General features: G+C 39.3%; 17 protein-coding genes. 11 read left to right on the plus strand and 6 right to left on the minus strand.

Annotation, left to right across the window (positions count from 1 at the left end; genetic code table 11):
- Positions 1-5: 5 nt before the first annotated feature.
- Positions 6-1,259 carry an anthranilate synthase component I family protein gene (locus R2Q94_RS17890; RefSeq protein ID WP_316822841.1) on the plus strand — a complete coding sequence of 418 codons (1,254 nt, stop codon included), beginning with the start codon at positions 6-8 and terminating at the stop codon, positions 1,257-1,259.
- Positions 1,260-1,324: 65 nt separating this feature from the next.
- On the opposite strand, the gene R2Q94_RS17895 is transcribed toward R2Q94_RS17890, so the two are convergent.
- Genes R2Q94_RS17895 through R2Q94_RS17910 form a run of 4 tightly spaced genes read right to left on the minus strand, consistent with a single transcriptional unit; the run spans position 1,325 to position 4,137 of the window.
- Positions 1,325-2,152 carry a M48 family metallopeptidase gene (locus tag R2Q94_RS17895; RefSeq protein WP_316822842.1) on the minus strand — a complete coding sequence of 276 codons (828 nt, stop codon included), beginning with the start codon at positions 2,150-2,152 and terminating at the stop codon, positions 1,325-1,327.
- A gap of 13 nt (positions 2,153-2,165) precedes the next feature.
- Positions 2,166-2,813, minus strand: coding sequence for a glycerol-3-phosphate 1-O-acyltransferase PlsY (gene plsY, locus R2Q94_RS17900; protein ID WP_316822843.1), 648 nt, complete (start codon positions 2,811-2,813; stop codon positions 2,166-2,168).
- Positions 2,814-2,865: 52 nt separating this feature from the next.
- Positions 2,866-3,708 (minus strand): carboxylating nicotinate-nucleotide diphosphorylase, encoded by an 843-nt coding sequence (gene nadC / locus R2Q94_RS17905; protein ID WP_316822844.1) that lies wholly within the window; start codon positions 3,706-3,708, stop codon positions 2,866-2,868.
- Positions 3,709-3,744: 36 nt separating this feature from the next.
- A complete protein-coding gene (locus R2Q94_RS17910; RefSeq protein WP_316822845.1) occupies positions 3,745-4,137 on the minus strand; it encodes a DUF4783 domain-containing protein in 393 nt (130 codons plus the stop codon).
- Positions 4,138-4,308: 171 nt separating this feature from the next.
- Here R2Q94_RS17910 and gpmI point away from each other — a divergent pair, with 171 nt between their 5' ends.
- The 4 genes from gpmI to R2Q94_RS17930 all read left to right on the plus strand — a co-directional run bounded on the left by gpmI (position 4,309) and on the right by R2Q94_RS17930 (position 8,387).
- Entirely contained in the window at positions 4,309-5,829 is a 1,521-nt protein-coding gene (gene gpmI / locus R2Q94_RS17915; RefSeq protein WP_316822846.1) for a 2,3-bisphosphoglycerate-independent phosphoglycerate mutase, read from the plus strand.
- Positions 5,829-6,359 carry a hypothetical protein gene (locus R2Q94_RS17920; protein WP_316822847.1) on the plus strand — a complete coding sequence of 177 codons (531 nt, stop codon included), beginning with the start codon at positions 5,829-5,831 and terminating at the stop codon, positions 6,357-6,359. Before gpmI ends, R2Q94_RS17920 begins: the two co-directional genes overlap by 1 nt.
- 321 nt (positions 6,360-6,680) lie before the next feature.
- On the plus strand, positions 6,681-7,919 hold the full coding sequence (locus tag R2Q94_RS17925; RefSeq protein WP_316822848.1) for a PAS domain S-box protein: 1,239 nt from the start codon (positions 6,681-6,683) through the stop codon (positions 7,917-7,919).
- Between the two features lie 72 nt (positions 7,920-7,991).
- Entirely contained in the window at positions 7,992-8,387 is a 396-nt protein-coding gene (locus R2Q94_RS17930; RefSeq protein WP_316822849.1) for a two-component system response regulator, read from the plus strand.
- Between the two features lie 63 nt (positions 8,388-8,450).
- Here the strand turns inward: R2Q94_RS17930 and R2Q94_RS17935 are convergent, their stop codons facing one another.
- Positions 8,451-9,083 (minus strand): tetratricopeptide repeat protein, encoded by a 633-nt coding sequence (locus tag R2Q94_RS17935; RefSeq protein ID WP_316822850.1) that lies wholly within the window; start codon positions 9,081-9,083, stop codon positions 8,451-8,453.
- 366 nt (positions 9,084-9,449) lie between these two features.
- On the opposite strand from R2Q94_RS17935, the gene lon reads away from it, so the two are divergent.
- The 3 genes from lon (at position 9,450) to R2Q94_RS17950 (ending at position 13,511) form a co-directional block, all read left to right on the plus strand.
- Positions 9,450-11,921, plus strand: a complete 2,472-nt coding sequence (gene lon, locus R2Q94_RS17940) for an endopeptidase La (protein ID WP_316822851.1) — start codon at positions 9,450-9,452, stop codon at positions 11,919-11,921.
- A 40-nt stretch (positions 11,922-11,961) separates the two neighbouring features.
- A complete protein-coding gene (locus tag R2Q94_RS17945; protein WP_316822852.1) occupies positions 11,962-12,486 on the plus strand; it encodes a hypothetical protein in 525 nt (174 codons plus the stop codon).
- A 62-nt stretch (positions 12,487-12,548) separates the two neighbouring features.
- Entirely contained in the window at positions 12,549-13,511 is a 963-nt protein-coding gene (locus R2Q94_RS17950; RefSeq protein ID WP_316822853.1) for a lipid A deacylase LpxR family protein, read from the plus strand.
- A 15-nt stretch (positions 13,512-13,526) separates the two neighbouring features.
- Here the strand turns inward: R2Q94_RS17950 and arfB are convergent, their stop codons facing one another.
- Positions 13,527-13,937: an alternative ribosome rescue aminoacyl-tRNA hydrolase ArfB gene (gene arfB, locus R2Q94_RS17955; RefSeq protein ID WP_316822854.1), complete on the minus strand. Its 411-nt coding sequence runs from the start codon at positions 13,935-13,937 to the stop codon at positions 13,527-13,529.
- A gap of 80 nt (positions 13,938-14,017) precedes the next feature.
- Here arfB and cmk point away from each other — a divergent pair, with 80 nt between their 5' ends.
- The 3 genes from cmk (at position 14,018) to R2Q94_RS17970 (ending at position 16,726) form a co-directional block, all read left to right on the plus strand.
- Positions 14,018-14,722 carry a (d)CMP kinase gene (cmk, locus tag R2Q94_RS17960; protein WP_316822855.1) on the plus strand — a complete coding sequence of 235 codons (705 nt, stop codon included), beginning with the start codon at positions 14,018-14,020 and terminating at the stop codon, positions 14,720-14,722.
- 193 nt (positions 14,723-14,915) lie between these two features.
- The gene (locus tag R2Q94_RS17965; RefSeq protein WP_316822856.1) at positions 14,916-15,503 is read left to right on the plus strand and encodes a TetR/AcrR family transcriptional regulator; all 588 of its coding nucleotides are present in this window, start codon (positions 14,916-14,918) and stop codon (positions 15,501-15,503) included.
- 56 nt (positions 15,504-15,559) lie between these two features.
- Positions 15,560-16,726 (plus strand): efflux RND transporter periplasmic adaptor subunit, encoded by a 1,167-nt coding sequence (locus R2Q94_RS17970; RefSeq protein WP_316822857.1) that lies wholly within the window; start codon positions 15,560-15,562, stop codon positions 16,724-16,726.
- Position 16,727 lies beyond the last annotated feature (1 nt).

The following is a 16,727-nucleotide window of genomic DNA, read 5'->3' on the forward strand; positions in this document are numbered from 1 at the left end:
GCGAAATGAGCCATCTGGAATTATCGTTATTTAAAAGCAAGGCACTGCACTGGGCCAATACTTTTGACATCTGCTGCTGTTTAGACTCCAACAATTACACAGACCCTTACGGGAAGTTTGATTTTATTATTGCTGCTGGTGCCACACAGGTACTTTCCAGGGAAATCGGAGGAGCATTTGAGGCTCTGGAAGCTTTCTATGAACAACATAAAACCTGGATGTTCGGTCTTTTCAGTTATGACCTGAAGAATGAGCATGAACAACTGCAGTCCAATCATCCGGACCACCAGCAATTTCCTGCCTTGTTTTTCTTTATGCCCAAATACCTCATTGCCTGGAAAGATGGTCAGCCGGAGCTGATTCTTGGAGATCCAAAGGTCCTGCAAGAAATTGCAAACTTTGAAGTTCCCTTGCCAAAAGTCTATCCTGATGTGAATATTCAGGCTTCGATGGATAAGCGCGCTTATTTAGAGAAAATCAATCAACTGCATCAACACATCAACAGGGGCGACATTTACGAGATCACTTATTGCCAGGAGTTTTTTGCCGAACATGCAGAGATAGATCCACTCCATGTATTTGAACAACTCAATGCCCTTTCCCCTACTCCATTTGCAGGATATTTCAAGATCAAAGATCAGTATATCCTTTCTGCCAGTCCGGAAAGATTTCTTTGTAAGCGTGGCAATAAATTGATTTCTCAGCCCATAAAAGGGACCGCTAAACGCAGCAAGGATCCCCTGGCTGATGAACAGATCAAACAGGCTTTAAGTGAGAATATAAAGGAACAGGCGGAAAATGTAATGATTGTAGACCTTGTACGTAATGATCTGACCAAAAGTGCCTCAAAAGGAAGTGTGAAAGTAGAAGAGCTTTTTGGTATTTACAGCTTCCCGCAGGTACACCAAATGATTTCTACCATTAGTTGTGAGCTGGATCCTGAACTTCATTTTATTGGCGCCATAAAAAATACTTTCCCGATGGGTTCAATGACAGGTGCACCAAAAATCTCTGCGATGGAACTCATAGAAAAATATGAACTCAGTAAAAGAGGTGCTTATTCAGGCTCCTTCGGCTACATCAGTCCGGATGGGGAATTCGATTTCAATGTCATTATCCGAAGCATTCTATATCAGGAAAGTAAGCAATACTTGTCCTTTCAGGTGGGTGGAGCCATTACATATGCCGCCAATGCAAATGACGAGTATGAGGAATGCATGTTGAAAGCCTCTGCCATTATCCAGACACTGGGACATTAAGTTTCCCCCATAAAAAAGGCCATTACCTGAAGGTAACAGCCTTTTATTAAATATTCATTCGCTAATTACCTGATAGGTTTTCCCGTAGTAGAGTTAAAATACCTTTTAGCTTCCGGTAGAAGTCTTTGTATCTGAGCAATACGTGTCGCATCAGAAGGGTGAGTACTAAAAAACTCAGCTGGTTTCTGCGCTCCTGCACTTGCTGCAGCCATTCTTTGCCAGAAAGAAACGGCATTAGTAGGATCATAGCCGGCCATCGACATAAAAATGAGTCCCAACTGATCTGCTTCGAGCTCCTGTTTCCTTGAATTTGGTAACAATACAAAACCCTGCGCACCCAAACCATAAGCCTGGTTGATCATCGCTTGTGCCGTTTGAGACTTCCCAGCTGTAGCTGCACCAAGTAAACTACCACCAGCTTGCGCTAAAGTAGCCTGTGAAGCTCTTTCCGAAGAGTGTTGTGCAATCGCGTGTGCAATCTCATGCCCCATCACTGTAGCCAGTCCCGCATCATCTTTCGCAACTGGTAAAATTCCGCTGTAAACAGCCACTTTACCTCCAGGCATACACCAGGCATTTACTTCTTTACTATCAATCAGGTTAAACTCCCAGTTGAAGCCTTTAATCTGATCGGCATAACCATTGGCATTCATATATTGGGTCACGGCAGACTGAATCTTCTGCCCTACTCTTTTCACTCTTACTGCATCTGCATTGTTGAGCACCTTCGTTTTAGGATCCCTCAACAAAGAGGTATAGCTTTGAGCGGCCACATTCTGCATTTCACTTTCACTCACAATACTCAGCCTGCTACGTCCCGTTAATGGAACTGTAGAACAGGAAGAAATGGAAAGCATCGCCGCAGCAATGATCGTTAAATTTAAAGCTTTCATGAATTCTTTGTTTTTAGGTTGTTTTCTTTTTAAACAGGTAGACTTTGGATTCTTTGCCCATTAGTAGTCGCTCCAGATTCTTTTGATGGGTAACCAGAATAAGTACACAAACACACATTCCGTACAATACCTCCGACTTAATAGAAGAATGGAGAATGAATATGATACTCAATGGGAAGGTAAAACCTGCACATATAGAGCTTAGAGATACATATTTGGTGGTTAAAAGCACGACTACAAAAACAAGAACACAAAGCATCGCTGCCGGGAAGTTAACTGCCAAAATCATTCCAAAAAGTGTGGCAACGCCTTTACCTCCCCTAAAGCCCGCAAATATTGGGAACAAATGTCCCATTACAGCAGTTACACCCAGTGCAAGTTCATAATTGATAAATTGAGAGGAGTTTTGTGGCCCGGTAACGGATAGCCCAATAAAATAGGCAAGTTTGGTTGCCGTATATCCCTTGGCAATATCTATGGTCATTACTGCAAGTCCCGCACGTTTCCCTAATACCCTGAAAGTATTCGTTGCACCGGCGTTTCCACTACCATACTCCCTCACGTCGACACCGTAAAATGCTTGTCCGAGCCATACCGCAGTTGGTATAGACCCGAATAGATATGCTAAAATTACTGCTGATATAGAATAGACCGAAATCATTAACTACAATTATAGTAAAAAAACAGAATCAAATTCTGATGAATTAAGTTATTTAGCATGCTTTTAAACTCATGTCTAAACTTTTAACAGAGTGGGTTAAAGCGCCCATAGATATAAAATCTACCCCACAAGCTGCATATTCAGCTACATTTTCTTCAGTGATTCCACCCGAAGCTTCAGTTACAAATCTGCCATCGATCACTTTTACCGCTTCCCTTAAATCTGGAAAACTAAAATTATCCAGCATGATTCTGTCCACACCTCTGTTCATTAAAACATCATTTAACTCCGAAAGGTTTCTCACTTCAATCTCTATCTGTAAATCTTTATCCTGATCGGCTAAATATTGGTTAGCAGCTTGAATGGCATTGGCGATTCCACCTGCATAATCTACATGATTATCCTTAATCAGGATCATATCATATAAACCGATGCGGTGATTTACTCCTCCCCCAATTACAACTGCCCATTTTTCCAGATACCTTAATCCAGGTGTGGTTTTACGGGTATCTAAAAGCTTGGTCGGATAGGCCGATAACAGGCCTACAATGTGGTTGGTTTTTGTAGCAATACCACTCATTCTTTGCATACAGTTTAACACCAGTCGCTCAGCGAGTAAAATAGAATGTGTACTTCCTGAAACGGTCAGTGCAATATCTCCATATTTCACTGCTGCTCCATCCTGAATGTTCACTATCACTTCTAATTGATTGTCTATATAGTTGAAAATCGCTACTGCAAGCTCTACTCCTGCAATAATTCCGTCCTCTTTAATGAGCAGTTTTGCCTTGCCTTGTGCATTTGCCGGGATGGTAGAAAGTGAAGTATGATCCCCATCACCTAAATCTTCGGCAACAGCGCTTTTTATGAATTGATCTATGATTTGCTTATCCAAAACTTAAAATTAAACCCAAAAATAGCATTTTTACTATTATTTATCCGGCTCTATTCTCAATTCCGTAATAAAAAAAGTATTATTTGATTTTTTCATTGTGATCGAAACACGGAATTTTCCATTCCTGGTCTGCAAAGAAAGGATACCGAACCGGAAGTTCGGATTGGCATTAATCGTATGGGTAACCGATGATTTTATAGGAGGATACTTTGTAAAAAAGTTCCTTAAAATTTGCTCAGCTTGTGCTTTAGAGTATACATCTTCTTCATCAATCATGATGAGCTCTACGGAAGAAGAAAAATTTTGGGCTACATCTTTTGCATTGCCAGCTTTAAAATAGCCTGAAAGATTGTCTATAATATCTCTTTCAATAGCAATAGCAGAAGAAAAATAGGTAAACAGAATCGTAAAAAAAAGTAAGGGCTTCATATTCTCTATATGGCTAAAGATCAATCTTACATAAACTATGCCATTATTGACCGTACCAACGAAAACAAAGATACTACAGTTGAATTACAATTAGGCTCAAAAAACACATACAATACGCTTATATTTGTTAGATTGATAGACAATCATACGATAAATACTAAATTAATTCAGATGAATCATAAAAAATTAGTTCTACTTATTCTTGACGGCTGGGGCTACGGAAAGCAAGACAGTTCCGATGCCGCTTATGCTGCAAACACTCCATTCTTTGACTCTTTATTGAAAAATTATCCAAATTCCAAATTAGAAGCTTCAGGTGTGGCGGTAGGTTTACCGGCCGGACAAATGGGGAATTCGGAAGTTGGACACATGAATTTAGGTGCGGGAAGAGTTGTTTATCAGGAATTAGGCAGGATTAATAAAGCAATTGAAGACAGGACACTTCACCAAAACCCGGTGTTGCTGGATGCTTTTAACTATGCAAAACAAAATCATAAGGCGGTTCATTTCATCGGATTGGTTTCTGATGGAGGGGTACACGCCCATATCAATCATTTGAAAGCTTTATGTGATGCTGCAGCTGAGCAAAACCTGGACGATGTATTTGTACATGCTTTCCTGGATGGAAGAGATACGGATCCAAATTCAGGACTGGGCTTTATCAAAGAACTCGAGCAGCACCTGGAAGGCTCTGCAGGTAAAATTGCCAGCTTAGTTGGCCGTTATTATGCAATGGATAGGGATTCACGTTGGGAAAGGGTAAAACTTGCCTATGATGTGATGACTAAAGGTATTGGACAGGCAAGCACTGATGCGGTTAGCGCAATTGAGCAATCTTATGCCGAAGGCATCACAGATGAGTTTACCAAACCAATTGTGCTGACGCAGCCTGATGGCAAACCGGTAGCCACCATACAACCGGGTGATGTTGTGATCTGTTTCAATTACAGAACCGACAGAGGTAGAGAAATTACTGCGGCATTGACGCAGAATGACTATCCTGATTTCGGCATGCATAAATTACCATTGTATTATGTGACAATGACAACTTATGATGAGAACTTCGAAAATGTAAAGGTAGTTTTCACTAAAGATGATCTTACTGAAACCCTGGGCGAAGTCTTAGAGAAAAACCATAAGCACCAAATCCGCATTGCGGAAACGGAAAAATACCCTCATGTAACTTTCTTTTTCTCCGGTGGAAGGGAACTAGAATTTCAGAATGAAAAAAGGATACTTATTCCATCTCCAAAAGTAGCAACTTATGATCTGCAACCGGAGATGAGTGCTGCAGGAATTACAGAAGCAATTTCAAAAGAACTCGAATCCGGATGGCCAGACTTCGTTTGTCTGAATTTTGCCAATCCGGATATGGTAGGTCATACCGGGGTTTTTGATGCAGTAGTAAAAGCAGTAGAGACTGCCGACCAATGCGCTGAGCAGGTTGTAAAAAAGGGAATAGAGAATGGTTATTCTTTCATCATTCTGGCAGACCACGGGAATTCTGAATACATGCGTAACGAAGACGGATCAGTGAATACTGCCCATACCACTAACCTTGTTCCCTGCATTTTAATTGATAATGATTATAAAACCATCGCTGATGGAAAACTTGGCGACATCGCCCCTACAATCTTAAAGATTATGGGTATTGAAAAACCAGCGATCATGACCGGTAATTGCCTGGTATAATGAGAAACCGTTTTTTATTATGTGCTATTCTTTTGTTGTGTTTTGGCTGTACTGAACCGCCTAAGACACAACAAAAGGAGGCACATCCTTACTTTGACCTGAAAGGTTATTTTACCAGAGAAGTGACAAGGTTAAGTCGCGAGAAACCCATGGTACATAAAACCGTACTGGTGAACGACGCTACAGAAAGTAAAGATCTGCAAATCGCCAACTGGCAAAAGGAACTGAGTATCTTTTCTGACGCAGACCTGAATAAGTCGGCCTGGAAAGGATTATTCCAGGTTAAAAAAACAGATACAATGGAACTTTACAGCTCCAGTAATGAGAAAGTTCCAGTAAAAGAAATGAAAGTCATCAAAAAGAAAGGCAAAGTTTACGGTCTCCAGATGGTGATTCGAAATTCAAACGCCTTATATACTTCTTCCGATACCTTAAGTTATTTTCCTGACAGCTTATATGAGGTAAAGAAGAACCAGCACATCAGGTTACTTGCTGAGAAAAACTACCGGATTACCGGAAGATTCAAATAATCAGGCAGAATAATTTTCTCATTATTCCATTCCAGGTAAATCCAACAAAAAAATCCTGCTCCGGTATGTCTTCGGAGCAGGATTTTTTGTATCCATTCCATGCTAACATTGGCATGATAATAGGCTTATTTCTACTGTAAATATAAGGAGTTTAATGAGCAAAACGCCTGATAGAAGCAAGAGGGTATCTTTTATGCAATACAACTAAATGGTTTATATACAACCCGATAAGCATAGTGTCAGATTTCGGGAAATAAATTCCTCATTTAATGTATTCATATCAGCGGTATAAATTCAGTTTAGACATTGATCATTTGAAAAATGGCAACAATTCAGTCCTACTTGAAAAAATACAGGAGAACATTTTTATATGTAATCCCCGCTGATCATCATTTCACGCTTTTCAGGATCAGTTCCTGGAAGCTGGATTTATTTAGAGATACCATAATGTATTGTCTTCCATTGGGTATAGTTGGTATCCTTTTGTTCCTGATTAACGAAATCGTTAATGGAAAAGTTTTCTTTCCTGTATTTATGGTGGTTGTTATCATTTCTCTTATGGGTTTTGTAGTAAATAGAAAAATTAAATTGGATTATAGGATGGTGATCGTCGTGGCCTTACTGTATCTAATTGCCCTGCTTTACCTGCTTTTTGTAGGTTCGGATGGTCCAGGTGCCTTATACTTATTGATCATTACCTTTTTTACGGCAATGATATTTCCTACGAAGGCCACTTACATCCCTTTAGTGGTTAATATCATCATCTGCATTCTTATTGGCTTTTTTATTCAATTTAAACCTTTCCCCAATGCATTATCAGACACTTATGACCTGACTTTATGGATTGCCTATTCCTGGAATTTCATATTTGTTAGTTTCGTAAGTGTATTTATGATCAGTACCATCCTGAATGGTTTTGAAAAAACAAGGATTAAAGAGGCATCACTGGTTAAAAAGCTAGATGCTTCTGAACGTTACTACCGGAATATTTTTGATTCCAATCCGGTACCCATGTATATTTTTGAATTGAGTAGCGGTAATTTCCTAAAGGTAAATGATGCCGCAGTAAAGAAGTATGGTTACTCTCAGGAAGAATTTCTGTCGATGAATATCACGAAGATCAGGCCTGTTTCTGAAATCAGCAAGTTAATGGACATTTTCAGTACGATTAAGACCCGTGAATATTCAGGAATTCTTACCCACATGGATAAAAATGGGAAGCAGTTTCCGGTAGAGATAGATACCACCATTGTGAACCTGGACGGCCTGGATGCCAGACTGGTGCTGGCAACAGATGTTTCCAAGAGAATGGATTATGTGCGAATGATCGAAAAACAAAACCAGGATTTAAAAGAGATAGCCTGGATTCAAAGTCATAAGGTGAGAGCGCCATTAACCAATATCATGAGTTTAACGGAAATGATGTTACAGCATCCTCATGCAGATCAAATCGATCTACTTTATATGTTAAAAGAATCAACTACCCAATTGAATGAATCTATTGCTTCAATAGTACACCAGGCAGAAGACAATCAGGTACTGCCACCTGAGAGTGATTGACAAAGGATGTAGAACTTAAGTTAAAACCAGGCCCAATTAACAGAACGATAACCAATGAATAAATATAATCCAATGAAAAAATTTTATCTGATAGATGACGACACTATTTTCGTCTTTTTAACAAGAAAGACGTTACAGGTTGCCAATCTAAGTACCGACCTGACCGTCTTTGAAGATGGAAAAAAAGCATTATTAGATTTGGAATTAGCTGCCAATCAACCGGATTTATTACCTGATGTGATCTTTTTAGATTTGAACATGCCGGTATTGGATGGATGGGGATTTTTGGAAGAATATTCATTATTGGAGCCTAAACTGAGCAAGAAAATTGAAATATACATCGTTTCATCTTCGATTTCACCATCAGAACTGGAACGATCTCAAAATATCCCGGTGGTTACCGACTTCCTGACTAAACCTTTAAGCCGTTCTAAATTTGTTGAAATATTTGACGGTGCAGAAGTATAAAATAAAAATGCCTGCTATTGCGGTTACAATAGCAGGCATTTTCATTTTATAATTGAGAATTCCTTATTTTAGGCTAGTCACTTGCGCTTTCACATAATCGATTAAACCAATAATATCTTTACGTAAAGGTTGTACGACCAATACCTTTTGAAAATCAGCAATAGAATTATTGAATAAGGCAATCACGGCCGCTTTTTCTGCTGCTTTCTTCACTTTATAAGATTTATAGATGGCATAGTCTTTATAAGCCAGCCCTCTGTTTTGCATCAGCTGTATATCCTCTTCCCCATTGATCTCAATTGCTTTGGTAAAATCCTTAATTGCAGAAAGATAAAAATTATCTCTCATTTGACTAAGTGACTCTTTTGGATCGTTTGCAACATTTAGCCTTGCCTTACCTCTATAATAGTAGGCAGAATAATCAGAAGGTTTCAGCACGAGCAAACGACTATAAGTAGCGATGGAGTTTTCGAAATCTCCGCATTGAAAATAAGAATATCCCAGCATTTTCAACACATTTGCATTGTTTGGAGTTTTAGCATCGGCCTTCTCTAATTGTCCAACGGCACCTTTAAAATCCCCCTTCATCATGGCTTGAATGCCTAATTTATCGTAACCGCTGTTTTGTGCGAAAGCAACCTGGGCAGAAGCAGAAATGACAAATAATAATAAGATGGTTTGCTTGAAATAGTTCATTAAGTTGTATTTAAAAAAATTAAATATATTTAGATTTCATCCCTAACTACTGCATAAATTTCAGCGTTCTGGAATTTAAAGATATCCGAAGGCAACTATCATACCAGTTACAAATATCTCTCTTAAACGCTAAATAAATGAAAATATGATAAGCCGACGAATTATTCTGATTTTTTTTATAAAAAGGTCAGACAATTGCGCATATTGTTTTCAGTAAGCATCCATTATTACTGACTTTTTAACAGGGAAAAGGAGCGCAACATTTTTTGGCACAGGAGTTGAAATTATAGATAATACAATGTAATTAATAATTTCGTAGACGGCATACTGTCAGGTTGTCGTTTTTATTTTAGAAAGACTTAATAAATGAGTAAACAAGATCATTTTGATTTTAGCAATGCACTACCCATTATAAATGAAGATACAGAGTTTTTCCCGCTGATGTCTCAACAGGACGAAGACGAGATGAACAATGAAGAAACCCCGGAAGTATTGGCGATCCTCCCATTGAGGAATACTGTGCTTTTTCCAGGAGTGGTGATTCCAATTACTGTTGGGAGGGATAAATCTATTAAGCTCATTAAGGAAGCTTATAAAGGTGACCGTATTATTGGTGTCGTTTCCCAGCGGGATGTTTCTATAGAAGATCCTACTTTCGAACAACTGAATAGTGTTGGAACGGTGGCACAAATCATCAAGATGCTGCAAATGCCGGACGGAAACACCACTGTGATTATCCAGGGAAAACAACGTTTCCGTCTGATTGAAGAAGTTCAATCGGAGCCATATATTAAAGTAACGATCAGTAAGTTCGAGGAGAGCAAGCACAAAAGTGATAAGGAATTTAAAGCGATGGTCGCTTCTATCAAGGAGATGTCTTCGCAAATCATTCAGTTGTCGCCAAACATCCCTAGTGAAGCTGGAATTGCTTTAAAAAACATAGAAAGCACTTCTTTCCTCATCAATTTCATCTCTTCAAATATGAATGCAGATGTTGCTGATAAGCAGAAAATGCTGGAAATGGGTAACCTGCGTGAACGTGCGCAGATGGTAATGGAACTATTGACACTGGAACTTCAAATGCTGGAGTTGAAAAACCAGATTCAGTCTAAAGTTCGTACCGATCTGGATAAACAACAGAGAGATTATTTTCTGAATCAACAGTTAAAAACCATACAGGAAGAACTGGGTGGTTCTTCATCTGACCTTGAATACGAGGCTCTACAGTTACGCGCAAAAAAGAAAAAATGGGCTCAACCCATCAAAGAACACTTTAATAAGGAACTGGATAAACTGGGGAGAATGAATCCTGCAGCACCGGATTATTCTATACAGATCAATTACTTGGAACTTTTATTAGACCTTCCATGGAATGATTTCACCAAAGATAATTTTGACCTGAAACGTGCACAACGTGTGCTGGACAAAGACCACTTTGGTTTAGAAAAGGTAAAGCAACGTATCATAGAATACCTGGCGGTATTGAAGCTAAAACGCGACATGAAAGCCCCTATTCTTTGTTTGGTAGGTCCCCCGGGAGTTGGTAAAACCTCTCTGGGAAAATCCATTGCGAAAGCATTGAACCGTAAATATGTGCGTATGGCATTAGGTGGCGTCAGAGATGAGGCTGAAATCCGTGGTCATAGAAAAACCTATATTGGTGCAATGCCAGGCCGGATTATTCAATCGATTAAAAAAGCTGGTGCCGCAAACCCTGTGTTTGTACTGGATGAAATTGATAAAGTAGGTGCTGATTTTAGAGGTGATCCTTCTTCTGCTCTATTGGAAGTGTTGGATCCTGAGCAAAACAGTGCTTTCAACGACCATTATGTAGAGGCGGATTATGACCTTTCCAATGTGTTGTTTATCGCTACTGCCAATTCATTGAGTACCATACAGCCCGCTTTACTGGATCGTATGGAAATCATTGAAGTAAATGGTTATACGATTGAAGAGAAAATTGAGATTGCGAAAAAATACCTCTTGCCTAAGCAAAAAGAGCAACATGGGATCAATACAAAGGACATCGCCCTAAAAAATAGTCTGATTGAAAAAGTAATTGAAGATTATACAAGGGAATCTGGTGTTCGTGGTCTGGAGAAAAAGATAGGTTCATTGGTACGTGGTGTGGCCACAAAAATCGCCATGGAAGAAACCTATGAACCAAACCTGAGCAATGAAGATGTAGAACGCATTCTTGGTGCTCCAATTTATGATAAGGATCTATATGAGGGCAATGAAGTTGCCGGAGTAGTTACAGGTTTGGCTTGGACACAAGTTGGTGGAGATATTTTATTCATTGAGGCTAGTTTAAGCCCTGGCAAAGGAAAATTAACCTTAACCGGAAATCTAGGCGAAGTGATGAAAGAATCGGCAGTAATTGCTTTAGCGTATTTACGCTCACATGCGGCTGTTTTCGGAATTGACTATGATTTGTTCGACCGATTTGATATCCATGTGCATGTGCCTGCTGGTGCCACACCAAAAGATGGCCCATCTGCAGGAATCACTATGCTGACCGCTTTAACCTCTGCATTTACCCAACGTAAAGTAAAATCTAATCTGGCCATGACCGGAGAGATTACCTTACGTGGAAAAGTACTGCCTGTTGGGGGTATCAAGGAAAAAATCCTTGCGGCAAAACGTGCTAATATTAAAGACGTCATTCTATGTAAATCGAATAGAAAGGATATTTTAGAAATCAAGGAAAGCTATATTAAAGATTTAAATTTCCACTATGTATCGGAAATGAAGGAAGTAATTGAGCTGGCCTTAATGAAAGAAAAAGTAAAGGACCCACAGGATTTGAGTGTTAAAATCAAGCCGGCTGCAAACTAAGTTATTTTTTTGCCTATTATTGCAGCCCTAATATACTTTAATGAAAAGATTAACACTCATTTTAACATTGCTTTTAGTAGCAATGTTTGGCAGCAGTCTTTTGGCACAGGAAAACAATACAACAGCAGCTGATACTTCCAGGGCACAGAATGTATTTATTGAACTGGGTGGTCAGGGCTTAACGTTCACAGCAAACTACGATTCCAGATTCTCCAAAAAAAGAGATGGATTAGGTGGCCGCGCTGGTATTGGTTACCTTTCTATAAATGATGAAAGGGTAACCAGTATTCCTTTTTCCCTGAATTACCTGTTGGGAAAAAACGGGAAATACTTTGAACTCGGACTAGGAACAACTCTATTCTATAGTACAGGCTTTAAAAAAGTTTTTTCTATGGATAATAAAAAGAAAGAATACGAAGCTGAAGTGGTTGGTACAATGAGTTTTTTCTATCGTGTACAACCAGAAGACAGCGGTTTCGCTTTCAGAATTGGTTTGAGTCCGGTATTTGGCAAAGACTATTTCATTCCTTATTATGGGGGATTAAGCCTTGGTTATACATTTTAAACATAAAAAATACGATATTCAACTCCGGCAAATTTGCCGGAGTTTTTTTTAGAAGAATAATAATGAAAGTAATCAGCAAAGTACTGCTCCCTATCGTTTTGATCTATTTATTACCAGCGAATCCGGCTTTAGCGCAGGACTTCAAAAATGAGTTTGGCTTTAAAAGCGACAACGACTCTTATCTTTTGCAGGGCTCAGACCGTTATTATACCAATGGATTGTTTATTAATTTCCGCCATGCATTAAATCAGAGTAGTCTACCAGAAAAGCTGGAAAAGAAAACTTATGAGATTACCCTAGGTCAGAAGATGTACAATCCTTATTCTGGTGATGCACCTGATCCTACAAAACAAGATCGTCCATTTGCTGGCTATTTATATGCAGAAGCGGGATTGAATTGGTTTTATAAAAATGAAAGTATCTTAAAAACCAGTGTTCAGCTAGGCGTAACAGGCCCGGCATCATTGGCAGAAAAAGGTCAGGAGCTCTTACACAATACCGTCGGCTTTTACAAACTTCAAGGTTGGGATTACCAAATTAAGGAAGAAATGCAGGTTAATCTATCTGCACAATACACCAGACTCCTACACCGTTTTGAAGATCAGGCAGCAGACTTCTCTTTTGAAGGTTATGCCAATCTTGGAACTACCTTTAGTGCTGCAGGTGCAGGTATTTTATTCAGGGCAGGTCGGATTAACCAACTATTCAATACTGCCTATACCAATTCAGTAATCGGAAACCAGTCGAAAACAAAGAATTTAGTGAAGAGTGAATTATTCTTTTATGCGAAACCACAACTTAATTATGTGGCCTATGATGCGACCATTCAAGGGAGTATGTTTAACAACAACAGTCCGGTTACTTTTGGCGTAAAGCCCATCGTTTTTGCACAACAATTAGGATTTAATTACAGTAGTAGGCGTTTTACTTTTGATTTTGGAATGATTTTCAAAACAAAGGAAGTAAAAAGTACGGCTAAAGCACATCAGTACGGCAGTATTAGCATGTTCTACCGATTCAATTAATGAGGGGGGGGGCAATTAGTCCAGGGCAGGACGTTTCCGCAAGCTCTTCTTAGTGGAAACGTTCTGTTTGTCCTGTAACCTTTTCCTGATCACCGATTTCGGTGTCTTCGTTGGTTTTCTTGTTTTTTGAATGTGAAGGGCCGATTTCAGTAGGGCGATTAACTTTAGTATCGTACGCTCCTTGTTCATCAGCTGGCTCCTGTCTTCTTGGGAAACAATGTGTAAATTTCCCTCCTGATCCAGACGGTGGGCTAATCTTTCCATTAACAGCGCCTGCTCGGCTTCAGTTAAGAAAGCTGCCGAAGCGATATGTAAAATCAACTCTACTTTACTGGATACCTTGTTTACATTCTGGCCACCTTTCCCCCCACTTCTTGAGGTTTTAAAGGTGACGACTTTAAGGATATCGTCTTTATTGGGTACCATAGCCGTAAAAGTAGTCAAAGAAATCAGCCCTCTAAAAAAAATTGGACTAACAAATCACTAAAACATTAACTTTGCGGGATATGAGGAAAAATCTGGTTGTAGCTATTGATGGCTACTCATCATGTGGAAAAAGTACATTAGCGAAAGCATTAGCCAAGAAACTAGGTTTCATTTATATTGATAGTGGGGCGATGTATCGGGCAGTAACGCTATATTTCATCCGCAATCATGTCGATATTAATGATCCTGAGGCAGTAAAAGATGCTTTACAACATATAGAATTAAACTTCCATTCAAGAGATTACGAATCCCACATCACCTTAAACGCTGAAGAAGTATCGGAAGAAATCAGAAAAATGCCAGTTTCTGAAGCAGTAAGTGCTGTATCAGCAAATAAGTTCGTACGAAAAGATATGGTGAAGCAGCAGCAACGTATGGGTAAATCCAAGAATATTGTAATGGATGGTCGTGATATTGGCACCACGGTATTCCCTGATGCACAAATCAAATTTTTCATGACTGCTGATCCAAAGATCAGGGCAGAGCGTCGTTTTAAAGAAATGCAAAGCAAAGGTGATACCAGCACTAGTCTGGAAGATGTATTTGAAAACCTGGCACATAGAGATTATGCCGATACTACGAGAGCTGAAAGTCCTTTGACCCGTGCTGATGATGCGGTGATTTTAGACAATACCGAAATTACCCCGGAGGAACAACTTGAATTTGCCCTAAAGCAGGTAAAACTTCATTTCCCAGAAGAACCTGGTGCTAATGTGCATCAGTAAAATTTACTACAAAAATCTAATTGCTGTATGCTATATACAGTAATTTTCAATTATAACAGAAGGGCCAATGGCCCTTTTTTTTGTCAATTATCAGTTACAAAACCTTCCTTAACTTAAACATTACAATTCTGTGTTTTAACTCATCTACCAGATTAATACTTTTGTTTAACAAAATTGTCAAACTTAAAAGTATATGTCAACTCGCGACACAGGTACAGAACAATTAATCAAAGATACAGCCAAGCACCTGTTCTTTGCAGAAGGTAAATTACATGCCACCACACAGGAAATTGCCGATGCTGCAGGAGTAAACCGCACACTCGTAAATTACTATTTTCGCTCCCGGGACATCCTGTTTGATCAGGTATTCACAGAAGCACAAACTGCTTTTATCAGCACATTAGATGAGGTTTTTGAGTCTAATATGCCTTTTAAAGAAAAGATCAGAAACCTGATTTCAGTCTTCATCGATGAAACCGCGCTTTACCCCTATCGTCAGCTTTTCATTATCACAGAAATGAATAGAAATGTGATTCTGAATGAAAAGAAATCGAGGGCAAAAACGGTAAAGATTTTTATGGAGGAGATCCAGAAAGAAATGGACAATGGCCAGGTAAAAAAAATGGATCCTAAGCAATTCATGTTAAACATTTTTTCTCTAATGGCACATCCCTTTCTTACAGCCCCCTTACATAAGGCACTATTTGGCATGAATGATGAAGAGTACGCGACTTTGATGGAAGATCGAAAACAACTGATCTTCGAAACTATTTTTCCTTAAATATCCATTATATATTATTTCTTCTTAAACACAAAACACGAACAATACCCATAAAAATGAGATACACAATTCAATCACTATTATTGCTTCCGGCATTAATGATTTTAAGTTCATGCGGAAATAGCGGATCAAAGCAAGCTGGCCCTGGAGCCGGACCTGCACAGATCAAAGAATACAAAGTACTGGAGTTGCAGCCACGAAATGCAACCTTAAACACCGATTATCCTGCAAGTATCCAGGGCCAGCAGAATATAGAAATCAGACCAAGAGTAGATGGATATGTGGAGAAGATTTTTGTGGATGAAGGTTCAGTGGTTAGAAAAGGACAACCACTGTTTAAAATCAATGCACCTCAATATGAGCAGGAAGTAAGAACTGCGACAGCGAGTATCAAGAGTGCAGAAGCTGAAGTGAGTGCGGCCAACATGGCGGTAAATAAAGTAAAGCCATTGGTAGAAAAAGATATTGTGAGTAAATACGAATTGGAATCTGCACAATATACTTACCAGGCAAAAGTTGCAGCATTGGCACAAGCGAAAGCAGCTTTGTCAAATGCGAAAACGAACCTAGGTTATACTACAGTAACCAGTCCGGTTGACGGTGTTGTAGGTGCCATTCCTTTCCGTCTGGGAAGTTTAGTGAGTGGTAACAATGCGGAACCGCTAACTACCGTATCAAGTACAGGAAATGTATATGCCTATTTTGCATTCAATGAAAAGCTATTGCTTCATTTCTTTAAAGACGATAAAGGAATGACCCTTGCTCAAAAACTGGCTAAACTTCCTGAAGTTTCCTTAATCTTATCTGATGGCAGTTTGTACGATCATAAAGGCCGTATTCAAACCATCACCGGACAAATTAATACCACTACAGGTTCTGCGAATGTCCGTGCTAGTTTTCCTAATCCAAAAGGTCTGATCCGCAGCGGTAGCAGTGCTACTGTAAGAATTCCGGATCCCGTTAAAGATGCCATCCTAATTCCTCAAAGTGCCACATTTGAACTACAGGACAAACGTTTTGCCGTTGTTGTAGATAAAGATGGTAAAACAAAAAGTACAGCAATTTCGGTCATGAAAAATACTGCAGGAACTTACTTTGTAGTAGAAGAAGGTCTGAAGGCTGGCGATAAAATCGTACTCGAAGGCGTTGCAACATTAAAAGACGATACTCAGATAAAAGTAAACCCGGTAAGCGAAGCAGTTGTTTACGCAGATTTAAAATAAG

Origin of the sequence: Pedobacter gandavensis (assembly GCF_032678465.1) — a bacterium.
In the GTDB taxonomy this organism is placed as follows: Bacteria; Bacteroidota; Bacteroidia; order Sphingobacteriales; family Sphingobacteriaceae; genus Pedobacter; species Pedobacter gandavensis_B.

What these genes read in the sequence shown, in the direction of transcription:
- R2Q94_RS17890 (WP_316822841.1), top strand. Translation starts at nt 6, where the DNA reads ATGAGCCATCTGGAATTATCGTTATTTAAAAGCAAGGCACTGCACTGG.
- R2Q94_RS17895 (WP_316822842.1), bottom strand. Translation starts at nt 2,152, where the DNA reads ATGAAAGCTTTAAATTTAACGATCATTGCTGCGGCGATGCTTTCCATT.
- plsY (WP_316822843.1), bottom strand. Translation starts at nt 2,813, where the DNA reads ATGATTTCGGTCTATTCTATATCAGCAGTAATTTTAGCATATCTATTC.
- R2Q94_RS17910 (WP_316822845.1), bottom strand. Translation starts at nt 4,137, where the DNA reads ATGAAGCCCTTACTTTTTTTTACGATTCTGTTTACCTATTTTTCTTCT.
- gpmI (WP_316822846.1), top strand. Translation starts at nt 4,309, where the DNA reads ATGAATCATAAAAAATTAGTTCTACTTATTCTTGACGGCTGGGGCTAC.
- R2Q94_RS17920 (WP_316822847.1), top strand. Translation starts at nt 5,829, where the DNA reads ATGAGAAACCGTTTTTTATTATGTGCTATTCTTTTGTTGTGTTTTGGC.
- R2Q94_RS17925 (WP_316822848.1), top strand. Translation starts at nt 6,681, where the DNA reads ATGGCAACAATTCAGTCCTACTTGAAAAAATACAGGAGAACATTTTTA.
- R2Q94_RS17930 (WP_316822849.1), top strand. Translation starts at nt 7,992, where the DNA reads ATGAAAAAATTTTATCTGATAGATGACGACACTATTTTCGTCTTTTTA.
- R2Q94_RS17935 (WP_316822850.1), bottom strand. Translation starts at nt 9,083, where the DNA reads ATGAACTATTTCAAGCAAACCATCTTATTATTATTTGTCATTTCTGCT.
- lon (WP_316822851.1), top strand. Translation starts at nt 9,450, where the DNA reads ATGAGTAAACAAGATCATTTTGATTTTAGCAATGCACTACCCATTATA.
- R2Q94_RS17945 (WP_316822852.1), top strand. Translation starts at nt 11,962, where the DNA reads ATGAAAAGATTAACACTCATTTTAACATTGCTTTTAGTAGCAATGTTT.
- R2Q94_RS17950 (WP_316822853.1), top strand. Translation starts at nt 12,549, where the DNA reads ATGAAAGTAATCAGCAAAGTACTGCTCCCTATCGTTTTGATCTATTTA.
- arfB (WP_316822854.1), bottom strand. Translation starts at nt 13,937, where the DNA reads ATGGTACCCAATAAAGACGATATCCTTAAAGTCGTCACCTTTAAAACC.
- cmk (WP_316822855.1), top strand. Translation starts at nt 14,018, where the DNA reads ATGAGGAAAAATCTGGTTGTAGCTATTGATGGCTACTCATCATGTGGA.
- R2Q94_RS17965 (WP_316822856.1), top strand. Translation starts at nt 14,916, where the DNA reads ATGTCAACTCGCGACACAGGTACAGAACAATTAATCAAAGATACAGCC.
- R2Q94_RS17970 (WP_316822857.1), top strand. Translation starts at nt 15,560, where the DNA reads ATGAGATACACAATTCAATCACTATTATTGCTTCCGGCATTAATGATT.